The sequence below is a fragment of the Streptomyces sp. C10-9-1 genome (genome assembly GCF_024497955.1).
Lineage (GTDB): Bacteria > Actinomycetota > Actinomycetes > Streptomycetales > Streptomycetaceae > Streptomyces > Streptomyces sanyensis.
On record NZ_JANHKP010000009.1, the window covers coordinates 97,325 to 123,256 of the forward strand.

The window sequence follows — 25,932 nt, forward strand, 5'->3', positions numbered from 1 at the left end:
CCGACAGCCCCCGGAGCAGGTGGACAATCGCACGGAAACCCCTATCAGTAGACTTTTCCGACACCCGGCATCCCCGCATCGCCCCCTGATACCCCTCTCCGCCGTCCGGGCGTGCCACCATCATGCGGGCGGTGACTGGTGATACGAGATCAAGAAGAGACCGATTCGGCGAAGGAGCAGGGCGTGCAGCCTTCCAAGGCAGCGGACGGCCCTGGGCCCGGGCCGCAGCCGGACGCACCCGTTCCGCCGCGCTCCGGCGACGCCGCCGGTGCCCGTTCCGACGACCGCCGCAGCACCGGTGACCGCGCCGGGCGGGAGCAGGGTGCCGATCGGGCACCCGGCGGGGGGAGCACCCCCGACGAGGCGGCGGACGGGCCCGGGGCCCGTGTGCACAGCGCGGCCCCGGCCGGCTCGACGGCCGTGGGCGAGGGCACCGGCACACTGCTGAACGACCGCGTCTCGGGTGACGAGCCGCTGCTGGCCGCCCGGGTCCACCGCCCCTCGGACCTGATGCGCCTGCTCGGCGGCATCCTCGCCATCGCCGTCGTCCTCGCCGTCGCCGCCTTCGCCCAGGGCACCACCACCGGCCTGGAGTCGGACATCAGCAAGGGCACCGGCCAGGCCCCCGACCTGCTGGTGAAGCTGGCCGGCCTGGTCTCCAGCATCGCGGTGCTCCTGGTGCCGGTCGCCTTCGCCATCGAGCGGCTGGTGAAGCGCGACGGCCTGCGGATCGCCGACGGCGTCCTGGCGGCCGTCCTCGCCCACGGCGTGACCCTCGCGACCGACCTGTGGGTCTCCCGCGCGGCACCCGGCACCCTCCAGGACGCCCTCACCCAGCCGCAGGCGGGCGGCCTGACCGACCCGGTGCACGGCTATCTGGCCCCCGTGATCGCGTACATGACGGCGGTGGGCATGGCACGCCGCCCGCGCTGGCGGGTCGTGCTGTGGGTGGTGCTGCTGCTGGACGCCTTCGCGATGCTGGTCGCCGGCTACACCACCCCGTTCTCGATCATCCTGACGGTGCTGCTGGGCTGGACGGTGGCCTACGGCACCCTGTACGCCGTCGGCTCGCCCAACGTCCGCCCCACCGGGCAGACGCTGCTCGCCGGTCTGCGGCACGTGGGCTTCAGGCCCGTGAGCGCGATGCGCGCCGAGGAGACCCCCGACAGCGCCGAGCAGGACCGCGGCCGCCGCTACCTGGTCGCCCTGGAGGACGGACCGCCGCTGGACGTCACCGTCGTCGACCGGGAGCAGCAGGCCCAGGGCTTCTTCTACCGGGTCTGGCGGCGCCTGACGCTGCGCTCCATCTCCACCCGCCGCTCCATCCAGTCACTGCGCCAGGCGCTGGAGCAGGAGGCCCTGCTCGCCTACGCCGCCATCGCGGCCGGGGCGAACGCCCCGAAGCTGATCGCCACCTCCGAGCTCGGCCCCGACGCCGTGATGCTGGTCTACGAGCACCAGAGCGGACGGCTGCTGGACTCCCTGGCCGACGAGGAGATCACCGACGAGGTGGTGCTGGGCGCCTGGCGCCAGGTCCGGGCACTGCACTCGCGCCGGATCGCCCACCGGCGGCTGACCGGGGACGCGGTCCTGGTCGACGCCGACGGGCGGGTGGTCCTCACCGATCTGCGCGGCGGCGAGATCGCGGCCGGGGACCTGGTGCTGCGGATGGACGTGGCCCAGCTGCTGACCACCCTGGGCCTGCGGGTGGGGCCGGAGCGGGCGGTCGCCGCCGCGGTGGAGGTGCTCGGCCCGGACACGGTCGCCGACAGCCTCCCGCTGCTCCAGCCGATCGCCCTGAGCCGGTCCACCCGCGCCACCCTTCGCCAGCAGGCACGGGAGCGGGCGCAGCGGGAGCGGGAGGCCGTGCTCGCGGCCTCCGCGGCGGTGCGCCGCGCCCGCTCCGAGGGGGAGGGCCCGGCGGAGGGCAAGGACGGCCGCAAGGCGGCCCGCAAGGTCGAGAAGGCGGAGCGCCAGGCGGACAAGCGGGCCGTGGACGAGGCTCTGGACGAGGCGCGCGAGGAGGACCTGCTCTCCCAGATCCGGGCGCAGATCCTGCTGATCCGCCCGCAGGCGCCGGTGGAGCCGGTCCGCCTGGAGCGGATCCGGCCGCGGACCCTGGTGAGCTTCATCGCGGGAGCCGTCGCCGCCTACTTCCTGCTCTCCCAGATCGCGGGCATCGACTTCCGCACGGTCTTCGACAACGCCCACTGGGGCTGGGTGGCGGCCGCGCTCGCCTTCGCCGCCCTGAGCTACCTGGCGGCGGCGATGAGCCTGCTGGGCTTCGTCCCGGAGCGCGTCGGCTTCCGGCCCACGGTGCTGGCGCAGGTGGCCGGCTCCTTCGTGAAGATCGTGGCCCCGGCCGCCGTCGGCGGTGTGGCGCTCAACACGCGCTTCCTCCAGCGCTCGGGCGTGCGCCCGGGGCTGGCCGTCGCGAGCGTGGGCGCCTCCCAGCTGTTCGGACTCGGGGCGCACATCCTCCTGCTGCTGCTCTTCGGCTATCTGACGGGCACCGAGCGCACGGCCTCCTTCACCCCCTCGCGGACCGTCATCGCGGGCCTGCTGACGGTCGCCGTGCTGGTGCTGGTCGTGACCGCGATCCCGTTCCTGCGCAAGTTCGTCGCCACCCGGCTGCGGTCGCTGTTCGCGGGCGTCGTGCCCCGGATGCTGGACGTGCTCCAGCGGCCGGGCAAGCTGCTGACGGGCATCGGGGGCATGCTGCTGCTCACCGGCGCGTTCGTGATGTGCCTGGACGCCTCGATCCGCGCGGTCGGCGGCGGCGCCCAGCCGATCAGCTACGCCAGCATCGCGGTGGTCTTCCTCGCGGGCAACGCGATCGGGTCCGCCGCCCCCACCCCCGGCGGCGTGGGCGCCGTCGAGGGCGCCCTGCTCGGCGGCCTGGTCCTGGTCGGGGTGCCCAAGGAGATCGCCGCACCCGCGGTGCTGCTCTACCGGCTGATGACGCTGTGGCTTCCGGTGCTCCCCGGCTGGTTCGCCTTCAACCACCTCTCGCGCAGGGGTTCGCTCTGACCCGCGCCGGAGCACGTGCCCCGGACCTCCACGGCGCTCGGGCCCCCGGCGGCGCGGAGCCGCCGGGCGGGAGCCGCGGCCGTTCACGGAGCCTCGGCCGCGTCCAGCACCCCGGCTCGGGCATCACCCGGTCGGCGGAGCAGGACCACCCGTGGGGAGCAGGCCCCGGGGCACCACCCGCATGGCCCGTCGCCCGCGCGGCGGACGGCCGCCGGGCGCAGGATGGCCGCATGCCGACGACCCTTCCCCCCGCCTCCCGCCGTGCCGGACGCCCCCGACGGGCGGGGCGCGCGGTGACCGGGGCCGCCGCGGCCCTCGCCGTCCTGCTGGCCGCGGCGGGCTGCTCCGACGGCGGGGACGGCGACGAGCCCCCGCGCGACTACGCGGCCCAGAAGCTCGACTGGCAGCCCTGCCCCGCGCCCTCGGACGCGGAGGGCGGCGGTCCTCCGCCCTCGCCGCTGCCCGGCGGGACGGCCTGGGAGTGCTCGTTCATGGAGGCCCCGCTCGACTACGGCGACCCGCAGGGCGAGACGATCGAGCTGGCCCTGATCCGCGCCCGGGCGCGGGACGCGGACCGCCGCATCGGCTCCCTGGTGTTCAACTTCGGCGGCCCCGGTGGCTCCGGCGTGGCCACCCTCCCGGCGGCCGCCGCCGACTACGGCACCCTGCGCAGCCGCTACGACCTGGTGAGCTTCGACCCCCGGGGCGTCGGCCGGAGCGTGCCGGTGGAGTGCCTGGACGACCGGCAGATGCAGGAGTACGTCGCCGAGGACGCCACCCCCGACGACGCCGAGGAGGTGGAGCGGTTCGTCGAGGGACTGGAGACCTTCGCGGACGCCTGCGAGGACAACTCCGGGGAACAGCTCCCCCACGTCGGCACGCTGAACGCGGCCCGCGACATGGACCTGATGCGGCAGGTCCTCGGCGACGAGCAACTCCACTACTTCGGCATCTCCTACGGCACCGAACTGGGCGGGGTCTACGCCCACCTGTTCCCGGGGAACGTGGGCCGGGCGGTGTTCGACGCGGTGGTGGATCCGGGCGAGAGCGCGGCGCAGAGCTCGCTCGGTCAGGCGGAGGGCTTCCAGCTCGCCCTGACCAACTTCCTCACCGACTGCGTGGAACGCGGTGACGACTGCCTCCTGCCGGGATCCACGGCCGGCGAGATCCAGGACTGGATCATCGGCTTCCTGGACGGGCTGGACAGCCGGCCGATCCCGGGCATCGGCGACCGGATGCTCACCCAGAGCCAGGCGCTCAACGGCATCGCGCAGACGCTCTACTCGCAGGAGTACTGGGAGTACCTGGAGCAGGGGCTCGACGAGGCCGAGGGCGGCAACGGGGCCCTGCTCATGGCCTTCTCGGACGCGCTGACCGGCCGCAACGAGAACGGGACCTACAGCAACATCCAGGCGGCGGGCGCGGCCATCGGGTGCGTCGACTCCGAGGAGCGCTACACCCTGGAGCAGACCAGGGAGCGGCTGCCCGCGTTCCGCGCGGCCTCGCCGGTCTTCGGCGACTTCCTCGGCTGGGGCCTGATGGGGTGCACCGAGTGGCCGGTGCCGGGCACCTGGACGCACCCGGACGTCTCGGCCCCGGGCTCCGCGCCGATCCTGGTCATCGGCAACACCGGCGACCCGGCCACCCCCTACGAGGGGGCCCGGGTGATGGCCGAGGCCCTCGGCGAGGACGTGGGGGTGCTGATCACGTACCGGGGCGAGGGGCACGGCGCCTACGGCAACAGCGCGTGCGTGGACCGCGCCGTGGACGGCTACCTGCTGGAGGGGACGGTGCCGCGCGACGGGACGGTGTGCCGCTGAGGGCGCACCCCGCAGCGGACGGCGCGGGGCCCGGACCGCCCTCGCTCGGGCGGTCCGGGCCCCGCGGCCCCTCGGGGGGTCAGTAGACCGGCTTCTCCGGCTCGACCTGGTTCACCCAGCCGATCACGCCGCCGCCGACGTGCACCGCGTCGGCGAAGCCCGCGGACTTGACGACCGCGAGGACTTCCGCACTGCGGACACCCGTCTTGCAATGCAGGACGATCTTGCGGTCCTGGGGCAGCTCCGCGAGGGCGTTGCCCATCAGGAACTCGTTCTTGGGGATCAGGCGGGCGCCCGGGATCGAGACGATCTCGTACTCGTTGACCTCGCGGACGTCGATGATGTCGATCTTCTCGCCGCCGTCGATCCACTCCTTGAGCTGCCGGGGAGTGATCGTGGAGCCCGCGGCCGCCTCCTGGGCCTCCTCGGAGACGACGCCGCAGAAGGCCTCGTAGTCGATGAGCTCGGTGACGGTGGGGTTCTCGCCGCAGACCGCGCAGTTCGGGTCCTTGCGGACCTTGACCTGCCGGTACTGCATCTCCAGGGCGTCGTAGATCATCAGACGGCCGACCAGCGGCTCGCCGATGCCGGCCAGCAGCTTGATCGCCTCGTTGACCTGGATGGAGCCGATGGACGCGCAGAGCACGCCCAGCACGCCGCCCTCGGCGCAGGAGGGGACCATGCCCGGCGGCGGGGGCTCCGGGTAGAGGCAGCGGTAGCAGGGGCCGTGCTCCGACCAGAACACCGACGCCTGGCCGTCGAAGCGGTAGATCGAGCCCCACACGTACGGCTTGTTCAGCAGCACGCACGCGTCGTTCACCAGGTACCGGGTCGCGAAGTTGTCGGTGCCGTCCACGATCAGGTCGTACTGGGCGAAGATGTCCATCACGTTGTCGGCCTCGAGCCGCTCCTCGTGGAGGACGACGTCGACGTAGGGGTTGATGCCCTTGACCGTGTCGCGGGCGGACTCGGCCTTGGAGCGGCCGATGTCCGACTGGCTGTGGATGATCTGACGCTGGAGGTTCGACTCGTCGACCTCGTCGAACTCCACGATGCCGAGGGTGCCGACACCGGCCGCGGCCAGGTACATCAGGGCCGGGGAACCGAGACCTCCGGCACCGACGGCCAGCACCTTGGCGTTCTTGAGCCGCTTCTGCCCGTCCATCCCGACATCCGGGATGATCAGGTGGCGCGAGTACCTGCGGACCTCGTCTACGGTGAGCTCGGCAGCCGGCTCGACCAGGGGTGGCAGCGACACGGGGACTCCGTCGGTTGGGTACGTACGGTTGTTCTTCTCCGTAACACTGCCACGCCCCTTCTCATTCCGAGACACCTGGTCCGATCTGCGAGACGATTTCGTCCCAGTAGCCGGGCAGCGCCTCGAAGGGGTGGGTATGCCCCTTTCCTCCCGCGGCATGGCCGCGGTCCGTGAAGAAGATGGTCCCGGCCCCCTGCCAGCGGGCGATCCGGGTGGCCTCCTCCAGGTGCGTCCGGGGCACCCCGTGGACGAAGTGGGCGAACCGCTCGGGCGGGTAGTGCGCCGTCCACTCCGCGACCTGCGACCACCGGTAGTCCGCCCAGGCGCCGCTGAAGGTGACGAGCTGGTCGGCCGCCTCGGCGTACCCCGGGTACGGATGGGTGCCATGCCCGAGGACCAGGTGCCCGCCGTCGAGCAGGCCGTCCAGGGTGGCCGTCAGCCGCCGGACCTGCGGGAGGTCGGCGCGCTCGGCGGGGCAGCGGTTCAGGAGGAAGCCGCCGACCCGGTACCAGTCCGCGAAGCACTGGGCCTCGCGGACCAGCTCTCCGAAGGGCCGCGCCCCGTGGGCCAGGTCGAGGTGCCCGAGCACCCGGACCCGGGCGCCGGCCAGCCGCCCCGTCGCCTCCAGGCAGTGCGGGTCCGGGCGGTCGCCCGGACCGTCCGCGACGTTGAGCACCACCCAGTGCAGCGGAGTGCCCGGCCGGGCGAGCTCCGCCCACTCGACGGGGGCGAGCAGCGGGTGCGCGTAGCCGGGGACACCGAAGCCCAGGGACTCCGCCCCGGTGGCCGACAGCGGCGAGCCGGTGCGCGTCAGATGCGGCATGCCGCCTCCATCCAGATGTCGGCCAGCGACTCCTCCAGGTTGATCCGCGGGCGCCAGCCCAGCCGGTCGCGCGCCGTCCGCACGTCGGCCTGCTGCCAGGCGCCGCAGCCGTCCGGGTAGGGGGAGGGGGAGGCGGCGAGCTGCTCGGCGTGGGACTCGGAGCGCGGTGCGCCGATCACGGGCCGCAGGTGCGGTGCGTCGAGTTCGTGGAGGGCTCCCGTGTAGCCCGCGACCCGCGCGAGGACGGCGGCCGCGTCCCGCAGCCGCACGGCCCGCCCCGTGCCGATGTTCACCACGCCCTGCGCGGCCGAGAGCGAGGCGGCGTGCACGGCGCGGGCGACGTCGCGCACGTCGACGAAGTCCCGCTGCACACCGAGCCCGCCGAGCTTGAGCTCGCCGTCCCCCTGCTGCATCGCGCGGCGCATCGCCTCCGCGAGGCGGCCGAGCGGGGATCCGGCGGGCGTGCCCGGCCCCACGGGCGAGAAGACCCTGAGCACGACGGCGTCCAGACCGGAGCCGAGCACCAGCTCGGTGGCGGCCAGCTTGCTCACGCCGTAGGGGCCGCCGGGCCGCGGGACCGCGTCCTCCGCGGTGGAGGAGCCGGTCTGCGAGGGGCCGTACTCCGAGGCGCAGCCGATCTGCACGAGCCGCGCCCCGCAGCCGCTGCGCCGCAGGGCCTCGCAGACCGTGGCGACGGCGACGGTGTTGTGGCGGGTCAGGTCGCGGGCCCCGCCGCGGGTCGCGCCCGCGCAGTTGATCACGACGCCGGGGTGGACGGCGCTCAGGAAGCGGGTCAGCGCACCGGGGCTGCCGCCCGCGAGGTCGAAGCGCACGTCGGCGTCGTCGCCCCGTCCGAGGGCCGTGAGGTGGACGGCGGGGTCGGCGAGCAGGCGATCGGTCACGAAACGGCCGAGGAAGCCGTTGGCACCGAGCAGGAGCACCCTCATCGCGCGCCCTCCTGCGACCGACGGGCTGTCAGCGGGTGTAGCGGGGTCATGCACTGTCTCCTTAGGGGGATTCACTGGCGGTTCGGCGGCGGACGCGCGGTGCCGGCCCCGGCCGCGCCGCCGGTGGGGTCAGGGGGTGTGCGCCGAGGCGCGGGTCAGCAGCGCGAAGGCGCGGGCCAGCAGGGCCAGGGCGGCAGCCGTGCAGGCCAGCACGGGGACGGCGGCCGGTCCCGCGGATCCGGCCAGCGCCTCGACCGGCCGCGCCAGCGGCTCCAGTCCGGGCAGCCGACCGGCCAGCAGCAGGGCCGGCGCCAGGGCTTCGACGGCGCAGGCCGCGGCCAGGGCCGCCGAGGCGGTCCCGGGGAAGCCGTGCACCGCGAGCAGCCGGGCGAGGAAGAGCAGGACGCCCAGGGCGGCGGCCCCGGCGAGCCCGGTGCCGGGCGGCACCAGCACCCCGGTGGCCAGGAGCAGCAGCCCCAGCGCCCCGGTGAACAGGGCCGACACGGCGAGGAGCAGGGGCCGCGTCGCCGCGGCGAAGGCGTCGAGGCCGCGGCTGAGGGAGAGCCTGCGCCGGGACCGGACGGCGAAGAGGTGGGCACACCAGGCGGCGGGCAGGACGGCCGCCGCGAGCGGGACCAGCGGTACGGGGGTGAGGGCGGGCGGCCCCTGGGGTCCGCCTCGGGCGAGCGCGTCGACCAGGCCCTGGCCGCAGACGGCGTAGGCGATCAGCCACAGCGTCCACAGCCGTGCGGGGGCGGTTGCGCGGCGGCCCGCGCGGAGCGGCCCGGAGCGCAGGGCGAGCAGCAGCGCGAGCAGGGTCGCCGCCGCGCCGGCCGCGGCGACGGGGATCCGCAGGGCGCCCCCGGCGGCCTCGGCGCCCACGACGGCGAGGGCGCAGACCGCACCGGGTGCGGCGGCCCGCAGCAGCGGGCCCGCGCCGGGGCCCCGGGAGCCGTCGTCGCCCTCTTCGGGCCCCGGCGGGACGGGCGCGGCCGGTCCGTTCGGCGGGGTGCGGTCGGTGCGGGCGAACATCTCCTCGGCGAGCGAGAAGACGTCCCGGTGGCGGTAGCGGGCGGCGGTGCGGTCGGTGACCCCGTGGGCCTCCAGGCCCGCGGCGATCTCCAGCGGGTCGACCGCGTCGGCGCACAGCTCGCGGTGGCGGTGCAGCAGCCCCTTGACGGGGTCGCCCCCGCGGCGGGGAGGCGCCGGGGCGCGGTGGCCGGAGGCGAAACGGTCCCGCAGGGGGGCGGTCGCCGCGCCGGCGGTGGAGCGCTGCTCCTCGGCGCGGGCGGAACCGGTGCGGGAGCGGGCGGAACCGGCGCTCCGGGAGCGGGCCGGGGCGGGCGCCGGGCCGTCGGATGCGGGCGCCGCCGGGGGGCACGGCTCCGGGCCGGCGGCCCGCGGCGCGGCACCGGGGGCGTCCCCGTCGCGGGCGCTCCGGCGCGGGACGGCGCCCGCCGAGGGGTCGCAGATCGCGTCCAGGGCGGCGAGGGCGGCCCGCACGGCGTCCACATGGGCGGTGTCGCCCGTGCCCGCCGCCCCGTCCCGCTCCTCGGCGGCCCTCCGCTCCCCCGCCTCGGATGCGGTCGCTCCCGTGGGGTGTGCCGCGGTCATCGGTGTACCTCCTTCGCGTCGGGCGCCGCGTCGGGGCCCGACGCCCAGGCGGGAACGTGTCCGGCGCCGCTCCACCGGCCGGGAAGGCGGCTCTCCGCGGGGTGGGCGAAGGGCACCGGGTCGCCGGCCGCGTCCACGGCCTCGGCGGCGCGCCGGACCGGGGAGTGCGAGATGAGCTCCAGGTAGAGGCCGCCGAAGGCCGTCAGGTTCTGTTCTGCGGTGAAGAGTTCGAGGGCCCGGGCGCGGGCCGCCGCGCCGAGACGGGCGCGGCGCTCGGGGTCGCGCAGCAGCGCGAGGCAGGCGTCCGCGAGGGCGCGCGGGTTGCGCGGGGGCACCACCAGCCCGGTGCCGCCGATCGCCTCGACGACGGCGCCCGCGTCGGTGGAGACGGTCGCCCGGCCGCAGAGCATCGCCTCGACCAGGGTGGCGGGGAAGCCCTCGACCACGCTGGAGTGCACCACCAGGCACCCGGCGGCATAGGCGTCGGCGGGCTCGGGCGCCTCGGGCGAGCCGATCTCCTCGAAGGAGACCGGGTTGTCCCCGACCGCGTGGGCGCCCTCCGCCTCGTCCGGGAAGAGCTGGGCGGCGAGGGCACGGCACTGCGCGAGGTACCCGGCTGCGGGGCCGTCGCCGCGCACGCCCTGCGGGGGCGTGGTGAACAGCCGCAGCCGGGCGGCGGGTTCGGCCTTGCGGACCTCGGCGAAGGCGTGCAGCAGGGCCACCAGGTCCTTGCCGGGCCCGGGACGGCCCACCCACACCAGGGTGCGCTCCTCTCCCTCCGGCCCCTCGCCGACGGCGGCGAAGCGCTCCGCGGCCAGTCCGGGGTGCACCGTCCGCAGCCGGGTGCGGTCGGCCCCGCACTGCTCCTGCCAGCGCCGGGCGTGGGCGTTGCCCGAGGTGACCAGGGCCGCCTGGGTGTAGACCTCGCGGGCGAGGCGCCGGTGGAAGGCGGCGAGCAGGGCGCGGACGGCCGGGGCGCGGACGTCCCCCCGGGCGGCGAGATGGTGGGTCCGCACCTGCACGCCGTACTCGGTGACCAGCAGCGGGACCCCGCAGAAGCGTTTGGCCACCAGGCCGGGCAGCGCCCCGGGGCCGCCGGAGACGGCATGGCAGAGGTCGGCCGCGTCGAGGGCGCCGCCCCGGTACCAGTCGAAGGACAGCGGCCGCAGGGCGTGCTCCAGGGCGTCGGCCCCCCGGAGCAGGTCCGCGGCGGTGGCGTCCCGCAGGGCGCGGTGGGCGCCCTGCGTCCGGCAGGCGGACTCGACGGCCCGCAGCGCGGGCTCCGACCGCAGGGCGGCGGGGAGCCCGCCGTGGGTCCGGGCGAGTTCGGCGAGGCCGTAGAGCGCCTCGGCGAACCCGTCGGCGCCGTGGGCGGGCCCGTCGGGCCGGGCGCCGCCGTCGGCGCACACCGCCCGCAGCAGTTCGGCGAGGAGTTCGGCCGCGCGCCGGCGTCCGCGGCGCCCGGGGGCCGCGCCGCCCTCCGGCGGAGCCCAGGGGGAGGCGGTGGCCGCCAGCCGGGCATGGCGCGGCAGCGGCAGCAGGCCGGAGCGCTCCTGCTCGGGGCCGCTGCTCGCGGCGTAGACGTCGAACTCGTGCCGGGCGAGGCCGTGGACGAGCCGTTCGCACCAGAGCCGGTTCTCACCCTTCGCGTAGGGGTAGCCACCATGGGTGACCATTCCGATCCGCACGCGTACACCCCCGATCTCCCTTGTGGACGGCCGCCGTTGCTCCCGGCGGTTTCACAGCGGGACGACGTTATGCGGAGGCGGCGGTGGCGCGACGGACGGTTGTCCGTCGCGCCACCGGAAGGGGTGAATGCACGTAACTTTCGCCGCGGCGTCGCGTTCTGTTGCGATAGAGTCGCGCTTCGTCACGCGGAGTCATCAACGAGGACTCGGGAGAGCACCTCGGCAGGAGGATCCGGTCGGGCGGCGCGGCAGGCGCGGCGTCCGCGCGGCGCGCGGTCAGTCCCCGGGGTGCACCCAGGGGTTGGCCCGGCAGGCCACGCCGTTGATCTCCAGGGTCTTGGTCTGCTGCTGCATCACCGGGGCGAGGGCGCCCGGGGTGGTGCAGTTCACGTGGTTGTGGCCCAGGCGGTGGCCCACCTCGTGGTTGATCAGCATCTGCCGGTACTCCAGCATCAGCTCCGGACCGTAGGTCTCGGCGCCGCGCGCCCAGCGGAAGGCGTTGATCATCACGCGCTCCGTGGCGGCCGAGTCGCAGGAGACGTTGTCCACCGTGGTGTCCAGGCCCGACTTGGCGCACCAGACGCCCGTGGTGCCCGGGCTGGCCAGAGTGATCACGAACTCCGGCTCGCCGGAGGAGATCCGCTCGAAGGTCATCGCCCCGCCGTGCGACCAGCTCCGGTCGTCGTTGAGGGTCTCCTGGACCGCCCGCGCGAACACCGAGGAGTCCAGGGGCAGCCCCTTCTCCACGTCGATCCGGTAGCGGACCGTGCGCCCGGTGCCCGGCGCGCGGTCCGCTCCGGGCACGGCCTCGAACTCCCCGGAGCCCTCCAGCCCGGGGTCGATCTCGAACTGGGAGGCCATCAGCTGCTCGTAGCTCGGCGGCGCCGCGGGCCGCGACGGCCGGGCATCCGCCTCGGAGGGAGTGGGCCTGCCCTCCGAACGGTCCGGCCGCACCTGCTCCGCGCCGCGCTCCTGCCCGGCGGACTGGGCCCCGATCTCCTGCGGGCCGCCGTCGGCCACCTGGCCCGCCACGACGACCGCGAGCACGGTGGTGACGGCCGCCGCGGCGATTCCTGTCGCGGTCCGCCCCCTGCCACCGCGGGCGGGGGGACCGGCCCCCTCGGCCGGGTCCCCCGCCCCGGCAGGCGGACCGCCGCCCGGGCGGGCCTCCCGGGCGGTGTCGGGAGCGTCGAAGGCCTCCAGGAACTCCCGGCGCGGGCCCGGTATCCGGGGCGCGGCGCCCGTCGCGGGCGGCGCGGCGGTGCGCTGCCGCGGACCCGCGCCGGCGCCCCAGTCCTGCGGCCCGCCCCACCCGCCGCCCGCCTCGCGGTGCTCGGGGTGGCCGCCCCGGACGCCGTCGGCCTCCGGCACGGGGGCCTGCACCCCACCGCGGCGGCGCCTGCCGGTGCCGGGCCGGTCGGCCGCGGCGGCCTCCCGCGCCCCGGTGCCGGCGCCCTTGGGCACGGGGCCCTTGCGGCTGTGTCGTCCCACGCCCCGGATCAGCTCCCACCGCAGTCGTCGAGCAGGCCCCGCACGGCCTGGGCGACCGCCTCGGGGTACTCCATCATCGCAACGTGCCCGGCCTCCGGGAGCGTCAGCAGCCGGGAGTCCCGGAAGGCCGCCGCCGCCTTGCGCGCCATACGGTACGAGACGAGGCGGTCCCTGCGCCCGTAGACGAGCAAGGTGGGGGCGAGCACCCGCTCGGCCTGCCGCCACAGGCCGTGCTGGCCGCCGAGGGTGTAGGCGTCGACCAGACCCCGCGCCGACCTGGACATCGCCTCCCAGAAGTAGGGGAGGCCCATCCTGCGCTCCATCTCGGCGACGGCGTCGCGCAGGGCCTGGTCCGTCACCCGTCCGGGATCCCCGTAGCACAGGGCGAGCACCCCCCGGGTGCGCTCCTCGGCGGACCAGCCCGCGGTCGCGCGGGTCAGGAGCCGGGCCGTGCCGGGCATCGCCAGCAGCGCCGTCGGGACGGCGGTGCGCTGCACCCGCAGCTCGGGGAGGGCCGGCGAGACCAGGGTGAGGGTGCGCACCAGGTCGGGGCGGACGGCGGCGACCCGGGTGCAGACCGCGCCGCCGAGCGAGTTGCCGACCAGGTGAACGGGGCCGCGGCCGTGGGCGTCCAGGAGGCGGACGACGGACCGGGCGTGGCCCCGTACCGAGTAGTCGCCGTCCTCGGGCGGCGGGGAGACGCCGAAGCCGGGCAGGTCGACGGCCTCGGCGTCCACCACGTCCTGCAGCAGCGGCATCAGCGCCGACCAGTTCTGGGAGGAGCCGCCGAGCCCGTGCACGAAGAGCGCCGGGGGCGCCCCGGTCCGGGCGGGCGGACGGGCGCGGACGCTCAGCGTCAGGCCGGGCAGGGCGACGGAGCGCAGCTCCTCCCCCTCGGCCACGCGGACCCCGGAATCCGGGGCCGCCGCCCTGGCGACCGCGGGGGCTCCCGGCAGCTCGGTCGAAGACATGCGGGCAATGTTACGAGACGATCACGCCGGGCCCGGTGTGTCGGGTGTCACAGCCCGCCCGCCCACCGCGTAGCGCCCGGGTTCCGCAGCTCCTAGGCTCGTAGGCATGGGGGCGCAGGCGAGGGAGAGCGGTGCGGCATGACAGTCGATCCCACTGAACCGGAGACCTTCACCCAGAACGGCGACTCCGCCGCCGAGGACTCGGAGGTGCCGGAGGCGGACGCCGCGGAGCAGCACACCGAGGTCCGCTCCGAACGGGACGATCCCGTCGACCGCACCGACCCCGCCTCGTCGAACGAGGCGGACGCGGCCGAGCAGGCCCGCGTGGTCTCGCTCGACGAGGACGACTACCGGTGAGACGGCCGTCCGCGAACGGGGGGGACCGGGCGCCCCGGCAGCCGCGGTTAGCGCCGTTATGTCCCCCCGCCGCCGGTCGGGCGGCTTCCACGGCTGTCCGGTCCGTGAAATTCTGCGTCCGCACCGCGCGCCCGGTCATTACCGAAAAGTACGATGGCGGGCGCGGCGCACAGCGCACACGGAACGAACGACTGTGCTTGTTCACCACACTGGGAGGCGGCGTGACAGCCATCGAGCAGACAGAGGCGGCGCGCCCGCGGGGCACCCGCCTGCCGCGCCGAGCCCGCAGGAACCAGCTCCTGGGCGCGGCCCAGGAGGTCTTCGTGGCGCAGGGGTACCACTCCGCCGCCATGGACGACATCGCCGAGCGGGCGGGCGTCAGCAAGCCCGTGCTCTACCAGCACTTCCCCGGGAAGCTGGAGCTCTACCTGGCCCTGCTGGACCAGCACTGCGAGGCGCTGCTGCAGGCGGTGCGGACGGCGCTGGCGTCGACGACCGACAACAAGCTGCGCGTCGCGGCGACCATGGACGCCTACTTCGCCTACGTCGAGGACGAGGGCGGCGCCTTCCGGCTCGTCTTCGAGTCGGACCTGACCAACGAGCCCGCGGTGCGCGAGCGCGTGGACCGGGTGTCGCTCCAGTGCGCGGAGGCGATCTCGGAGGTCATCGCCGAGGACACGGCGCTGTCGAAGGACGAGTCGATGCTGCTCGCCGTCGGCCTCGGCGGCGTCTCCCAGGTGGTCGCCCGGTACTGGCTCTCCAGCGGCTCCGCGATCCCGCGGGACACCGCGGTGCAGCTGCTGACCTCGCTCGCCTGGCGCGGCATCGCGGGCTTCCCTCTGCAGGGCGCGGAGCAGCACTGAGCGCTGTTCGCTCCTGGCGTGTGCGCGGGGCGCCGGAGGGCCCGGCCAGCGGGCTAGTGTGTGCTGCGTACGGCGCGGTTCACCGCGCAACGCACGGACCGTTCGGAGGGACATAGCCGTGGAGATCAAGATCGGCGTGCAGCACGCACCCCGGGAGATCGTGCTGGAGAGCGGGCAGTCCGCCGAGGAGGTCGAGCGCGCGGTGGCCGATGCGCTGGCCGGCAAGGCGCAGCTGCTCAGCCTCACGGACGAGAAGGGCCGCAAGGTCCTGATCCCGTCGGATCGCCTGGCCTACGTCGAGATCGGCGAGGCGGCGGCGCGGCGCGTGGGCTTCGGCGCCCTGTAGCGCGCGGCACACGCCGGAGGGGGTCCCGCGGAACGGTCCGCGGGACCCCCTCCGGCATGTGCGGGGACGGCCGGCCGGGGCCGCGGCGCGGTCCCCGGCGGGCGGTCGGCGACGGCCCCGATCCGGGCTCCGCGCGCCTCCCGCGGAAGGGGCCGCCGTGTCCGCCGGGAGAGGGTTGTGGCCGGTGCGCCACGGGTAGGACGGGCAGTGACCGACCGTCCCTGCCCGACACCGGCGTGAGGTGATCTGACGTGCTCCTGGAAGCGCTCGGTTCCATCCTGATCGGCCTGGCCCTGTCCTGGGCCGCGACCCGCCGCCTCCCCGAACGCCTTCCCTCCCGCCGTGCGGTCTTCACCACCGGCACGCTGGGCACGCTCTTCGGCGCCTACGTCACCCACGTCGCCGTCGGCCCCGGCAACGCGGTGGCCGTGCTGATCGGCTCCGCGGCGATCGGCGCCGTGCTGCTCTCGCTGCTCGTGCGCCCGTCAGGGTCGGCGCGGCGGCTGCACCGCGCCTTCCCCTTCTGAGCCCCGCCGACGGCTGAGCCCTGCCCGGCGGGCGGGGCCCCGGGGTGGCCGTGCGGCCGAAGCCGCCCGGTCGGCGGTTCAGGCGGCGAGACCCAGCGCCGCCATCCGCTTGGTGTGCGCCTTGGTGATCCGGGAGAACATCTCCCCCACGGCCGCGAGGTCGAAGCCGTCGGCGACCCCGCCGACCAGCATCGTGGACAGGGCGTCGCGCTCGGCCACCACGCGCTGCGCCTGGGAGAGGGCCTCCCCCATGAGCCGCCGGGCCCACAGGGCGAGCCTGCCGCCGACGCGCGGGTCGGCCTCGATCGCCGCACGGACCTTCTCCACGGCGAAGTTGCCGTGGCCCGTGTCGTCGAGCACCGCCAGCACCAGGGCACGGGTGTCGCCGTCCAGCCGGGCGGCCACCTCCCGGTAGAAGTCGCTGGCGATCGAGTCGCCGACATAGGCCTTGACCAGACCTTCGAGCCAGTCGGACGGAGCGGTCTGGCGGTGGAAGTCGTCCAGGGCCCGGGCGAACGGGGCCATGGCCTCGGTGGGCTCGGTGTCGATCGCGGCGAGCCGGTCCCGCAGCCGCTCGAAGTGGTGGAACTCGGCGGAGGCCATCTTCGCCAGCTCCGCCTTGTCGGCGAGCGTGGGCGCCAGCTTCGCGTCCTCGGCGAGCCGCTCGAAGGCCGCCAGCTCCCCGTAGGCGAGGGCGCCGAGGAGGTCCACGACCGCGGCGCGGTACTGGGGGTCGGCGGAGGCCGCGGCCCAGTCCTGGGCGGCGATCCCGGTGTGTTCAGTGGCGTTGTCAGGGCTCTCCATGGAGCGCACAATAGCCCGCCCGTCCGGCGGGTGAAGGGGCTGGTCAGCGACGCCCCCAGCACATCCGTCGGGAATTCGTCCAACACAGATGCGCGATTTGGGGGTACAGTGGTAATGCGCCTGCTGAGCATCAGCGTCAGCGATGTCTGCTCGGTGGGCCGTCTCATGAATGAGGATGCCCGGTCGGTGGCCCGATCGGCTCCGACCCGCCCGCCCTCCACGCGGTCCGAGTGCACTTGTGCGCCGGGTCGCAGATGAGGGGCCCTCAGCGGCATGACGCTCGAGCGACGGCAGTGGTCCCGCACCGTCCGGCCAATCCAGGGTCGGCCCTGCACCCGGCTGCGGTACGACCCCCATCGTTCGCCTCGTGCCGCGTCTCACAGAAGAGGCAACACCCTGACTACGCAGACCACGACTTTCCGGGATCTCGGGATCCTCCCCGAGACGGCCGAGGCCCTTGAGGCCGTCGGCATCGTGTCCCCGTTCCCCATCCAGGAGCTGACCCTCCCCGTCGCGCTCTCCGGCACCGACGTGATCGGCCAGGCCAAGACCGGCACCGGCAAGACGCTCGGTTTCGGCCTGCCGCTGCTGGAGCGCGTCACCGTCCCCGCGGACGTCGAGGCCGGCCGTGCCGGCCCCGAGCAGCTCACCGACGCGCCGCAGGCGCTGGTGGTCGTCCCCACCCGCGAGCTCTGCACGCAGGTCACCAACGACCTGCTGACCGCCGGCAAGGTGCGCAACGTGCGCGTGCTCGCCATCTACGGCGGCCGCGCCTACGAGCCCCAGGTCGAGGCGCTGAAGAAGGGCGTCGACGTGATCGTCGGCACGCCCGGGCGCCTGCTGGACCTGGCCGGGCAGAAGAAGCTCGACCTCTCCCACGTGCGGGCGCTCGTGCTCGACGAGGCCGACGAGATGCTCGACCTCGGCTTCCTGCCCGACGTCGAGAAGATCATCCAGCTGCTGCCCGCACGCCGCCAGACCATGCTCTTCTCGGCGACCATGCCGGGAGCGGTCATCGGCCTGGCCCGCCGCTACATGTCGCAGCCGACGCACATCCGCGCCACGGCCCCGGACGACCAGGGCGCGACCGTCGCCAACATCGCCCAGCACGTCTACCGCGCCCACTCGATGGACAAGCCGGAGATGGTCTCCCGCATCCTCCAGGCCGAGGGCCGGGGGCTGGCGATGATCTTCTGCCGGACCAAGCGGACCGCCGCGGACATCGCCGACCAGCTCGCCCGCCGCGGCTTCGCCTCCGGCGCCGTCCACGGCGACCTCGGGCAGGGAGCGCGCGAGCAGGCCCTGAGGGCCTTCCGCAACGGCAAGGTGGACGTGCTGGTGTGCACGGACGTGGCCGCCCGGGGCATCGACGTCGAGGGTGTGACGCACGTCGTCAACTACCAGTCGCCCGAGGACGAGAAGACCTATCTGCACCGCATCGGCCGGACCGGCCGCGCCGGGGCCTCCGGCACCGCGATCACGCTGGTCGACTGGGACGACATCCCGCGCTGGCAGCTGATCAACAAGGCCCTGGAGCTGGACTTCAACGACCCGGTCGAGACCTACTCCACCTCACCCCACTTCTACGCGGAGCTGGGCATCCCCGAGGGCACCAAGGGTGTCCTGCCCCGGACGGAGCGCACCCGCGCCGGGCTCGCGGCGGAGGAGATCGAGGACCTGGGCGAGACGGGCGGCCGCGGCCGCCGCTCGGCCGGACCGGCGGTGAGGGAGGAGCGCCCGGCCCACACGCCGCGGCAGCGGCGGCGCACCCGGGGCGGCGCCGAGGTCGCCGCCGGGGCGGTTCCCGAGCAGGGCGGCGAGCAGCCGGCCGAGCCGCGCACGCCGCGGCGCCGCCGTCGCACCCGCTCCGGCGCCCCGTCGGCGGGCGCGGCCGTGGCCGAGGCCGCGGCTCCCGCGGAGGGGCTCGCCGCCGAGGCGGACGAGGCCGCCGTGGCGGCTCCGCGCCGTCGGCGGACCCGGGCGGCCGAGAGCGTCGCCGAGGCTGCGGTGCCCTCCGCGGCGGAGGCCGAGGCCGCCCCGGCCGCGGAAGCCGAGGCCAAGCCGCGCCGGACCCGCACCCGCAAGACCGCCGCCAAGGCCACCGCACCCGAGGCCGCCGAACCGGCGACCGGGGCGGAGCCGGAGGCCGCCGAGGCCAAGCCGCGGCGGACCCGCACCCGCAAGACCGCCGCCAAGGCGACCGCCGCCGAGGCCGCCCCGGCCGCCGAAGCCGAGGCCAAGCCGCGCCGGACCCGCACCCGCAAGACCGCCGCCAAGGCCACCGCACCCGAGGCCGCCGAACCGGCGACCGGGGCCTGAGCCCGCGGCAGTGCGCCGAGTGAACGCCCCGCCCCTCCCGGGCGGGGCGTTCGCCGTCCCCGGCCGGTGGCCGCGCACCCGCTCCGCGGTCCGCGCGCACCGGCGCGCTAGCCTCTGGCCATGAGCCGCCCTCCCACGTTCGTCCCGCCGTCCTGCGCCCGCTCCCTGCGCCTCGCCACCTCCCGCGGCGAGTTCGCCGTCCTCGACGCCCGCCCCTCGGGGGCGCCGCGGGGGACCGCCCTGCTGCTCCCGGGGTACACCGGGAGCAAGGAGGACTTCATCGCCCTGCTCGCGCCGCTCGCCGAGGCGGGCTTCCGCGCCGTCGCGGTCGACGGCCGCGGCCAGTACGAGACCGGCGGCCCCGCCGACCGGGAAGAGCCCTACGCCCAGCAGGAGTTGGCGAGCGACGTACTCGCCCAGGCCGCCGCGGTCGGCCCGGGGGTGCATCTGGTCGGGCACTCGCTGGGCGGGCAGATCTCCCGCGCGGCCGTACTGCGGGAGGCCTCGCGCTTCGCCAGCTTGACGCTGATGTCCTCCGGGCCCGCGGAGGTGAGCGCGGCCCAGCAGGAGAAGGTCGAACTGCTCGCCGGGGCCCTGGCCGTGATGTCGATGGACGAGGTCTGGACGGCGATGCAGACCTTCGAGGGCTCCGCACCCGAGGACGCGGCCGAGGGGACCGACGGCGACCGCGAGGACCTGCGGCGGCGCTGGCTGCTCCACAGCCCGGCGCAGCTCCTGGCAACGGGGCGCCAGCTGCGCGGCGAGCCCGACCGCACGCAGGAGCTGGCGGCGGTCGGGCTGCCGCTGCACGTGCTCTCGGGAGACGAGGACGACACCTGGCCGATCGGGCTGCTCGACGACATGGCCCTCCGGCTCAAGGCGGCGCGCACGGTGGTCGACGGCGCGGGGCACTCCCCCAACACGGACCGCCCCGAGGAGACGGCACGGGCGCTGGTGCGCTTCTGGGAGGGGTGCTGACGGGCGGTCCACGCGCGGCGGGCCGCCCTCGGGACGCTCAGAGGGCGGACTGCAGGCTCTGCCAGAAGCCGTCCCGCAGCGCCCGGCGCAGCATCCCCTGGCCGCGCAGAGAGCTCCCGAGCAGCCGCTCCGCCTCGACGAGGAGCTCCTGGTCGACGGGGCCCGGCAGGTAGGGGTGCCCGGGGAGCAGCGCGGACAGCTCCGCGGCATCCCGGTCCGCGGCCCAGGCGGCCGCGATCCGGGCGCCGGTGGTCCGCACCTCCTCGCGCGAGGGCGGGGGGCCCTCGGTCTCCAGGGTGGTCACGGGGCGCCTGCTGACGTAGGGGCGGCAGAAGTCGGCGTCGAGTACGCGGCGGCTGTCGGCCTCCCAGCACAGCGGGTCGGCCTGGTTGCGGCCCTCGGCGGCCTCGATGCCCCACAGGTGGACCCGCACGCCGTAGCCCTGGGCCGCCTCGACCGCCGGGACGAGGTCCTCGTCGCCGCCGACCAGGGCCGCGTCGCTGATGGCCCGGTGGCGGGCGAGGGACTCCAGGTCGCCGCGGATGAGGGAGTCCACGCCCTTCTGCTGGTTGTTGGCGTTGAGGTTGCCGAGGCGGACCTTGACGTCCGGGAGTTCGGCGATGGCCTGCTGCTCGGGGGTGTGGATGCGGCGCCGTGCGCCGTCGTACCAGTAGACGCGCAGCAGGCGGCTGTCGCCGAAGACGCCGCGCGCGGTGTCGATGAGGGCCGCGATCAGGCCGCCGGCGTCCAGGTCGCACGCGCGCCGGTCCTCGGTACCGGCGACCAGCAACCCGGCCGAAGCATGCACGTAACCGGCGTCCACGAAGATGGCGTGTGTCGAGGGACTTCTGGCGACCTCGACGAGCATGCGCCGCAGGAGCTCATCGGTGTGCTCCAGGCGGGCGGCGAGTTCGGCGGTGTCGGTGCTGGTGCTGCGGGCGTCGTCGTTCATACCGGCCCCATTCTCCGCGCCCGGGACGCTAACCGCTAGTAGTTAGGCGTCCGAAAAATTTCTTTAGCGTAGGGAATGTTTGCAGGATGCATCGCGTTGTGGAGAGTCGGACACGGACGGAGAATTCCGTCTGTCAGCAGTTCTCCGCACAGGAGGATCACGACGAAGGGAGAAGCCGTTGCGCTTCGAGATCATGCGACTGGACGACGTCGACGGCAGTGCTGTCGACAGCACTGTCGTGGACGCCGCCTCCGTCAACCGGATCGTGCAGCAGGCCGCCTCGATCGGCCAGCGCATCCTCATCCGGCCCGCCGAGACCTCGGCTTCGTAGCCCTCGCCCATCCGCACGCGCGGCGCCCCCGTACGGGACTTCCGTACGGGGGCGCCGTGCGTGTCGGGGGCGACCGGGGTCAGGCGCCCCGGACGACCTGCGTGACGCCGTTGATGATCTGCTGGACCGCGATGGCGGAGAGCATCATCCCCGCGAGCCGGGTCACCAGGACCACCCCGCCGTCCTTGATCACACGGATGATGACCAGCGAGTAGCGCATCGCCAGCCACAGCACCACGTGCATCGCGGCGATCGCCGCCCAGACCGAGACCTGCTCGCCGGCGGTGTCCGCGTGCTGCACGGCGAGGATCACCGAGACGATGGCCCCGGGACCGGCGAGCAGCGGCATGCCGAGCGGGACGAGGGCGACGTTGACGTCCTTGGTCTGCTGGGGCTCGTCGGTCTTGCCGGTGAGCAGGTCGAGCGCGATCAGCAGCAGGAGCAGACCTCCGGCGATCATCAGGGCCGGGACGGAGACGTGCAGGTAGTCGAGGATCTGCTGGCCGAGGATGCCGAAGACGGTGATCACACCGAAGGCGACGGCCACGGCCTGCCAGGCCATGCGCCGCTGGACCTTGGCGGCGCGGCCGGAGGTGAGCGCCAGGAAGATCGGCGTGACCCCCGGGGGGTCCATGATGACGAAGAGGGTCAGGAACAGGGAGCCGAAGACGGCGGCGTCGAACACGTGAGGGCCTTGCGTGAGGAAGGGGTGCTGTCCGGGGCCGCGGCGCGCCGGGGCACGCCGCGCGGTGCTCCCGGGGCAGGCGTGCCCCGGGGGCGCGGGGAAGAAGGAGGGCGGGGAGGAGCGGTGCTACCGGCGCGGTGCTCCACCGGCGCCCGGCACGGGGAACGCGCCGCTCGCGCGCCGGGTGATCTCCCCGTAGATCTCGGGGTCGGTGGTGTACTCGCCGAGGGCGCAGGTCTTGCGGCTGCCGTGGTAGTCGCTGGAGCCCGTGACCAGCAGCCCGAGATCGGCCGCGAGGCCCCGGAGCCTGGTCCGGGCGGCGTCGTCGTGGTCCATGTGGTCCACCTCGACGCCGTCGAGGCCGTGGGCCGCGAGGGCGGCGAAGGCGTCCTCGGGCACCGTGCGGCCGCGCTTGACCGCCAGCGGGTGGGCGAGGACGGTGACACCGCCCGCGGCCTTCACCAGGCTGATCGCGGTGAACGGGTCGAGTTCGCACTTCTCCACGTGGGCCCGGCCGCCGTCGGCGAGCCATGCCGGGGTGAAGGCGTCCGAGACGGAGGAGACCACGCCGAGTTCGACGAGGGCCTCGGCGATGTGCGGCCTGCCGACCGAGCCCTCGCCCGCGATCCGCGCCACCTGCTCCCAGGTGACGGGCACGTCCAGTTCCCGCAGGCGGGCGACCATGGCACGGGCCCGGGGGACGCGGTCGTCCCGGACGAGTTCGCGCCGGCGCAGCAGCTCGGGCTCCTCCGGGTCGAAGAGGTACCCCAGCAGGTGCAGCCCCACTCCGTCGAGGCGGCAGGAGAGCTCGGCGCCCGTCACCAGGGTCAGCCCGGCGGGCAGGGCGGCCGCGGCCTCCGCATGGCCCCGCGTGGTGTCGTGGTCGGTGAGCGCGACGACGTCCAGCCCGGCCGCGGCCGCGTTGCGGACCAGCCCGGCGGGGGTGTCCGTGCCGTCCGATGCGGTGGAGTGGGTGTGCAGGTCGATGCGCACGACGCGGTACTCCAGGGCTCGGGGCGGACGGGGACGCTCCAGGATAACCGCCGCACGGAGCCCGGGACCCCGCCGGGCAGGCCGATGAGGGTAACGCCACACCAGCCCCGGCGCCCCTTACCGAGGCCCCGCCGGCGCACCGCTCCGCCGCACCCCGGGGACGGGGGAGCGGCGCCTACGGAATCAGGCGGGGCGAGAGCGCCCCGCAGGGCAGCAGCTCGATCTCGGCCCCGGCATCGCGCAGATCGGTGAGCACCAGCTCGTCGTAGAGCAGCAGCCCGGACTGCTCGGGCCAGACCACGGCCCACAGCCACAGGCCGCGCGCCTCGCCGGCGAAGACCGCGCGGTCCGCCGGGACGCCCTCGACCTGCCACAGCGGCGTGGGGCGCCCCGCGGCGAGGACCTTGGCCTGCGGGGCACCGTCGACCTTCAGGCGCGCGCCGGGATCGGGGCCGTCGATGCCCGCGTAGCGCGCACCCAGCCCCACCCCCAGCTCCTCGGCGACCAGGAGCAGTTCGCCGATCCCGCCGAGGGGGCCGGGGCCGGAGCAGGCGACCGCGGTGGCACGCCCCCCGCTGCGGTCGTCCCCGGCGTGGGCGACGCCGGTGAACAGCCAGCCGACCGGGAGCGGCCACGGCATCCACACCGGGATCCGGGCGCGGTGCACGACGACACCGAGGGCCTCGACACTGGGCGGGATCACCGGCTGCAGCGGATACACGGCCCCGTGCACATCGCACTGCCAGGAGTCGGCAAAGAGACCGGGCGCCCTCACCCGGCCACCGCACTTCGGGCAACTGGGTTCGCCCCTCATAGGGAACCACGGTCCTCCCCCGCCGACGCCGCGTCAAGGACGATCACCCGTCCGGAGCGTGCCTCCGCCTGGAAACATGCATGCATATTGCAGTAATTAGCCTCCCTAAAATACTGTGGGCGGGCACTCCGGCGGGGACGCGGGCACGCACGCCCCGGCGCGGCACGCACACGGGCACGCACGGGACGAGGACACGGAGGGGCGATTCCATGCACGCAGAGGACCGCGCGGGCTCCCGCGCAGACGGCCGGGCGGTCGGCACCCCGACCGGGGAGGCGGCACCCGGCGGGCAGTCCCGGGAGGGGGCCCCCGGCATCCTGCGCCAGCCGAAGGCGGTCTGGGCCACGGCCGGCGCGTCCGTCGTCGCCTTCACGGGGATCGGGCTGGTCGATCCGATCCTGCCGTCGATCGCCGACGGGCTGAGGGCCACACCGAGCCAGGTCTCCCTGCTGTTCACCTCGTACTTCCTGATCACCGCGTGCGCGATGCTGGTGACCGGCGCCGTCTCCAGCCGCCTCGGCGGCCGGCGCACCCTGCTGGCCGGGCTCGCCCTGGTGGTCGTCTTCGCCACACTGTCGGGAACCTCGTCCTCGGTGGGCGAGCTGGTCGGGTTCCGCGCGGGCTGGGGGCTGGGCAACGCCCTGTTCGTCTCCACCGCGCTGGCCGTCATCGTCGGCGCGGCGAGCGGGGGCAGCGCCGCGGCGATCCTGCTCTACGAGTCGGCGCTGGGCCTCGGCATGGCCTGCGGCCCGCTGCTGGGCGCCGTCCTGGGCGAGGCGAGCTGGCGCTACCCCTTCTTCGGCACGGCCCTGCTGATGGCCATCGGCTTCGTGTGCATCGCCGCCTTCCTGCGGGAGCAGCCGAGGCCGTCACGCCCCGCCTCGGTGCTCGACCCGGTCCGGGCGCTGGGGCACCGCGGGCTCGCCTCCACCGCGGCCGCGGCCTTCTTCTACCACTACGCCTTCTTCACCGTGCTCGCCTTCGCCCCCTTCGTCCTCGACCTGACGCCCTACCGGGCGGGCGGCGTCTTCTTCGCCTGGGGCGTGCTGCTCGCCCTGTTCTCGGTGGTCGTCGCCCCGCGCCTGCAGTCGCGCTTCGGCTCACCGCCCGTCCTCTGCGCCGCCCTGCTGGTGCTGGCCGCCGACGTGGTGGCACTCGGGTACGGCGGGCACGGCACGGCCGTGTTCTGCACGGTCCTCTCCGGCGCCCTCATCGGGGTGGCCAACACCGTCTTCACGGAGCTGGCGCTCGGTGTGTCCGACGCGCCCCGGGCGGTGGCCGGAGCCGGGTACAACTTCGTGCGCTGGTTCGCCGCGGCGGCCGCCCCCTACCTGGCGCCCCGGATCGAGGAGTGGAGCGGCGGAGCGCGGATGCCGTTCCTGGTCGCGGGCGCGGCAGCGGCGGCGGGGGCGGGCATCGTCCGGGTCCGGCGCGGACTCCTCGCCCCGCGGGCCGGAGGCCCGGAGCCGGGCGGGAGCACCCGCGAGGGCACGGCGGCCCGCGCCGGCTGACGCAGCGGCGCTCCCGGGCGGCCACCGGTCCGGTGGCCGCCCGCGGGTTCACTCCAGGGGCACCGAGCGGCGCACCGGGTCGCGCAGGTCCGTACCGTGCGTCAGCCAGCGCTCCTGGAGGGCCGCCGCGCCGTGCACCCGCTTCCACGCCGCCTCGTTGGAGGTCATCGGCAGCAGGGGCAGGAACCGCACCGGCTCCATGGGCTCGTCCAGGTCGAGGTCCTCGACCAGCCCGCCGGGCTCGGCGACCAGCACCGAGGTGAACGGCGCGCCCGGCCACAGGGGTTCGCCCACGTCGAGCGAGGCTCCGGGCACCACCACGACGCCCTCGACCTGGGGGGAGGCGGCCAGCACGGCGAGCGGCCGCAGCACCTTGTCGGTCTCGGCCCGCCCCGCCCGGACCGAGAGCAGCAGCTCGGCGCGGGGGCCCTTGTGGGGGTCGGCGAAGGCCGCGGTGGGATCCGCCATCGGCGAGCCCGCCATGCCGAGGGTGGCGTAGCGCACGATCCCCCCGGCCTCGTCGGCGAAGCGCAGCACCTCGATCCGGTCGGTGCCGAGGAAGGTGACCGCCGCGCGGGCGTCGGGCTCACCGAGCGTGCCGCGGAGCCGTGCTTCGACGAGAGCGAGAACTTCTTCCATGCAGTGAGCATAAAACGCGTAAGGAACGGGCAAACACAGGGATTGGCCCGTGAGCGGCTGATACTGTGAAGCGCTGGTCGGGACGGCTCGCAGGGACTCCTCCCCGCGGCCGCCGCAGGAGCCCTGCTCCGGTCCCGACGACACGTCATCCCCCACGGGGGACCGGCAGGA

23 protein-coding genes are annotated in these 25,932 nt (G+C 75.1%); 10 read left to right on the top strand and 13 right to left on the bottom strand.

All coding sequences use genetic code 11. The features are described from left to right. The first annotated feature begins 183 nt into the window (after positions 1–183). Positions 184–3,030: a lysylphosphatidylglycerol synthase transmembrane domain-containing protein gene (locus NPS70_RS14600; RefSeq protein ID WP_256524651.1), complete on the top strand. Its 2,847-nt coding sequence runs from the start codon at positions 184–186 to the stop codon at positions 3,028–3,030. Positions 3,031–3,260: 230 nt separating this feature from the next. Then, complete coding sequence (locus tag NPS70_RS14605; protein ID WP_256524652.1) at positions 3,261–4,850, top strand: alpha/beta hydrolase; 1,590 nt, start codon at positions 3,261–3,263, stop codon at positions 4,848–4,850. Positions 4,851–4,929: 79 nt separating this feature from the next. Here the strand turns inward: NPS70_RS14605 and moeZ are convergent, their stop codons facing one another. The 7 genes from moeZ to NPS70_RS14640 form a co-directional block, all read right to left on the bottom strand. Beyond that, complete coding sequence (moeZ, locus tag NPS70_RS14610) at positions 4,930–6,108, bottom strand: adenylyltransferase/sulfurtransferase MoeZ (protein ID WP_256524653.1); 1,179 nt, start codon at positions 6,106–6,108, stop codon at positions 4,930–4,932. Between the two features lie 61 nt (positions 6,109–6,169). Beyond that, positions 6,170–6,931: a spherulation-specific family 4 protein gene (locus tag NPS70_RS14615; protein ID WP_256524654.1), complete on the bottom strand. Its 762-nt coding sequence runs from the start codon at positions 6,929–6,931 to the stop codon at positions 6,170–6,172. Beyond that, positions 6,919–7,878 carry an NAD(P)-dependent oxidoreductase gene (locus tag NPS70_RS14620; protein ID WP_256524655.1) on the bottom strand — a complete coding sequence of 320 codons (960 nt, stop codon included), beginning with the start codon at positions 7,876–7,878 and terminating at the stop codon, positions 6,919–6,921. Before NPS70_RS14620 ends, NPS70_RS14615 begins: the two co-directional genes overlap by 13 nt. A gap of 129 nt (positions 7,879–8,007) precedes the next feature. Continuing rightward, positions 8,008–9,492, bottom strand: a complete 1,485-nt coding sequence (locus NPS70_RS14625) for a hypothetical protein (protein ID WP_256524656.1) — start codon at positions 9,490–9,492, stop codon at positions 8,008–8,010. Then, entirely contained in the window at positions 9,489–11,180 is a 1,692-nt protein-coding gene (locus tag NPS70_RS14630) for a DUF3492 domain-containing protein (RefSeq protein ID WP_256524657.1), read from the bottom strand. The genes NPS70_RS14625 and NPS70_RS14630 overlap by 4 nt, the downstream gene beginning before the upstream one ends. 276 nt (positions 11,181–11,456) lie before the next feature. Beyond that, a complete protein-coding gene (locus NPS70_RS14635) occupies positions 11,457–12,671 on the bottom strand; it encodes a DUF3152 domain-containing protein (protein ID WP_256524658.1) in 1,215 nt (404 codons plus the stop codon). Positions 12,672–12,679: 8 nt separating this feature from the next. Beyond that, positions 12,680–13,642 (bottom strand): alpha/beta fold hydrolase, encoded by a 963-nt coding sequence (locus NPS70_RS14640; protein WP_256524659.1) that lies wholly within the window; start codon positions 13,640–13,642, stop codon positions 12,680–12,682. Positions 13,643–13,780: 138 nt separating this feature from the next. Here NPS70_RS14640 and NPS70_RS14645 point away from each other — a divergent pair, with 138 nt between their 5' ends. The 4 genes from NPS70_RS14645 (at position 13,781) to NPS70_RS14660 (ending at position 15,735) form a co-directional block, all read left to right on the top strand. Continuing rightward, positions 13,781–13,999, top strand: a complete 219-nt coding sequence (locus NPS70_RS14645; protein WP_256524660.1) for a hypothetical protein — start codon at positions 13,781–13,783, stop codon at positions 13,997–13,999. Positions 14,000–14,220: 221 nt separating this feature from the next. After that, on the top strand, positions 14,221–14,862 hold the full coding sequence (locus tag NPS70_RS14650) for a TetR/AcrR family transcriptional regulator (RefSeq protein WP_256524661.1): 642 nt from the start codon (positions 14,221–14,223) through the stop codon (positions 14,860–14,862). 118 nt (positions 14,863–14,980) lie between these two features. Beyond that, on the top strand, positions 14,981–15,208 hold the full coding sequence (locus NPS70_RS14655; RefSeq protein ID WP_256524662.1) for a DUF3107 domain-containing protein: 228 nt from the start codon (positions 14,981–14,983) through the stop codon (positions 15,206–15,208). Between the two features lie 251 nt (positions 15,209–15,459). Continuing rightward, entirely contained in the window at positions 15,460–15,735 is a 276-nt protein-coding gene (locus tag NPS70_RS14660) for a hypothetical protein (RefSeq protein ID WP_256524663.1), read from the top strand. Between the two features lie 78 nt (positions 15,736–15,813). Here the strand turns inward: NPS70_RS14660 and NPS70_RS14665 are convergent, their stop codons facing one another. Then, positions 15,814–16,539, bottom strand: a complete 726-nt coding sequence (locus tag NPS70_RS14665) for a ferritin-like fold-containing protein (protein WP_256524664.1) — start codon at positions 16,537–16,539, stop codon at positions 15,814–15,816. A 273-nt stretch (positions 16,540–16,812) separates the two neighbouring features. Between NPS70_RS14665 and NPS70_RS14670 the strand changes: the two genes are divergently transcribed. Continuing rightward, positions 16,813–18,858: a DEAD/DEAH box helicase gene (locus tag NPS70_RS14670; protein WP_308315013.1), complete on the top strand. Its 2,046-nt coding sequence runs from the start codon at positions 16,813–16,815 to the stop codon at positions 18,856–18,858. 120 nt (positions 18,859–18,978) lie between these two features. Further along, on the top strand, positions 18,979–19,836 hold the full coding sequence (locus tag NPS70_RS14675; protein WP_256524665.1) for an alpha/beta fold hydrolase: 858 nt from the start codon (positions 18,979–18,981) through the stop codon (positions 19,834–19,836). A 37-nt stretch (positions 19,837–19,873) separates the two neighbouring features. On the opposite strand, the gene NPS70_RS14680 is transcribed toward NPS70_RS14675, so the two are convergent. Continuing rightward, entirely contained in the window at positions 19,874–20,788 is a 915-nt protein-coding gene (locus tag NPS70_RS14680; protein ID WP_256524666.1) for an NYN domain-containing protein, read from the bottom strand. 193 nt (positions 20,789–20,981) lie between these two features. Here NPS70_RS14680 and NPS70_RS14685 point away from each other — a divergent pair, with 193 nt between their 5' ends. Further along, positions 20,982–21,119, top strand: a complete 138-nt coding sequence (locus NPS70_RS14685; protein ID WP_256524848.1) for a hypothetical protein — start codon at positions 20,982–20,984, stop codon at positions 21,117–21,119. A gap of 79 nt (positions 21,120–21,198) precedes the next feature. Here the strand turns inward: NPS70_RS14685 and NPS70_RS14690 are convergent, their stop codons facing one another. The 3 genes from NPS70_RS14690 to NPS70_RS14700 form a co-directional block, all read right to left on the bottom strand. Further along, positions 21,199–21,804: a MarC family protein gene (locus tag NPS70_RS14690; RefSeq protein WP_256524667.1), complete on the bottom strand. Its 606-nt coding sequence runs from the start codon at positions 21,802–21,804 to the stop codon at positions 21,199–21,201. 126 nt (positions 21,805–21,930) lie between these two features. Then, positions 21,931–22,797 (bottom strand): PHP domain-containing protein, encoded by an 867-nt coding sequence (locus NPS70_RS14695; RefSeq protein WP_256524668.1) that lies wholly within the window; start codon positions 22,795–22,797, stop codon positions 21,931–21,933. 175 nt (positions 22,798–22,972) lie between these two features. Then, positions 22,973–23,611, bottom strand: coding sequence for a DUF6758 family protein (locus NPS70_RS14700; RefSeq protein ID WP_256524669.1), 639 nt, complete (start codon positions 23,609–23,611; stop codon positions 22,973–22,975). A gap of 209 nt (positions 23,612–23,820) precedes the next feature. On the opposite strand from NPS70_RS14700, the gene NPS70_RS14705 reads away from it, so the two are divergent. Further along, positions 23,821–25,122, top strand: a complete 1,302-nt coding sequence (locus tag NPS70_RS14705) for an MFS transporter (RefSeq protein WP_256524670.1) — start codon at positions 23,821–23,823, stop codon at positions 25,120–25,122. 48 nt (positions 25,123–25,170) lie between these two features. Here NPS70_RS14705 and NPS70_RS14710 read toward each other — a convergent pair whose 3' ends face one another. Continuing rightward, on the bottom strand, positions 25,171–25,761 hold the full coding sequence (locus tag NPS70_RS14710) for a suppressor of fused domain protein (RefSeq protein WP_256524671.1): 591 nt from the start codon (positions 25,759–25,761) through the stop codon (positions 25,171–25,173). Positions 25,762–25,932 lie beyond the last annotated feature (171 nt).

Coding starts and splice junctions, on each gene's coding strand:
- NPS70_RS14605 (WP_256524652.1), top strand. CDS start 3,261: ATGCCGACGACCCTTCCCCCCGCCTCCCGCCGTGCCGGACGCCCCCGA.
- NPS70_RS14615 (WP_256524654.1), bottom strand. CDS start 6,931: ATGCCGCATCTGACGCGCACCGGCTCGCCGCTGTCGGCCACCGGGGCG.
- NPS70_RS14620 (WP_256524655.1), bottom strand. CDS start 7,878: ATGAGGGTGCTCCTGCTCGGTGCCAACGGCTTCCTCGGCCGTTTCGTG.
- NPS70_RS14625 (WP_256524656.1), bottom strand. CDS start 9,492: ATGACCGCGGCACACCCCACGGGAGCGACCGCATCCGAGGCGGGGGAG.
- NPS70_RS14640 (WP_256524659.1), bottom strand. CDS start 13,642: ATGTCTTCGACCGAGCTGCCGGGAGCCCCCGCGGTCGCCAGGGCGGCG.
- NPS70_RS14645 (WP_256524660.1), top strand. CDS start 13,781: ATGACAGTCGATCCCACTGAACCGGAGACCTTCACCCAGAACGGCGAC.
- NPS70_RS14665 (WP_256524664.1), bottom strand. CDS start 16,539: ATGGAGAGCCCTGACAACGCCACTGAACACACCGGGATCGCCGCCCAG.
- NPS70_RS14670 (WP_308315013.1), top strand. CDS start 16,813: ATGACGCTCGAGCGACGGCAGTGGTCCCGCACCGTCCGGCCAATCCAG.
- NPS70_RS14675 (WP_256524665.1), top strand. CDS start 18,979: ATGAGCCGCCCTCCCACGTTCGTCCCGCCGTCCTGCGCCCGCTCCCTG.
- NPS70_RS14680 (WP_256524666.1), bottom strand. CDS start 20,788: ATGAACGACGACGCCCGCAGCACCAGCACCGACACCGCCGAACTCGCC.
- NPS70_RS14685 (WP_256524848.1), top strand. CDS start 20,982: ATGCGACTGGACGACGTCGACGGCAGTGCTGTCGACAGCACTGTCGTG.
- NPS70_RS14700 (WP_256524669.1), bottom strand. CDS start 23,611: ATGAGGGGCGAACCCAGTTGCCCGAAGTGCGGTGGCCGGGTGAGGGCG.
- NPS70_RS14705 (WP_256524670.1), top strand. CDS start 23,821: ATGCACGCAGAGGACCGCGCGGGCTCCCGCGCAGACGGCCGGGCGGTC.
- NPS70_RS14710 (WP_256524671.1), bottom strand. CDS start 25,761: ATGGAAGAAGTTCTCGCTCTCGTCGAAGCACGGCTCCGCGGCACGCTC.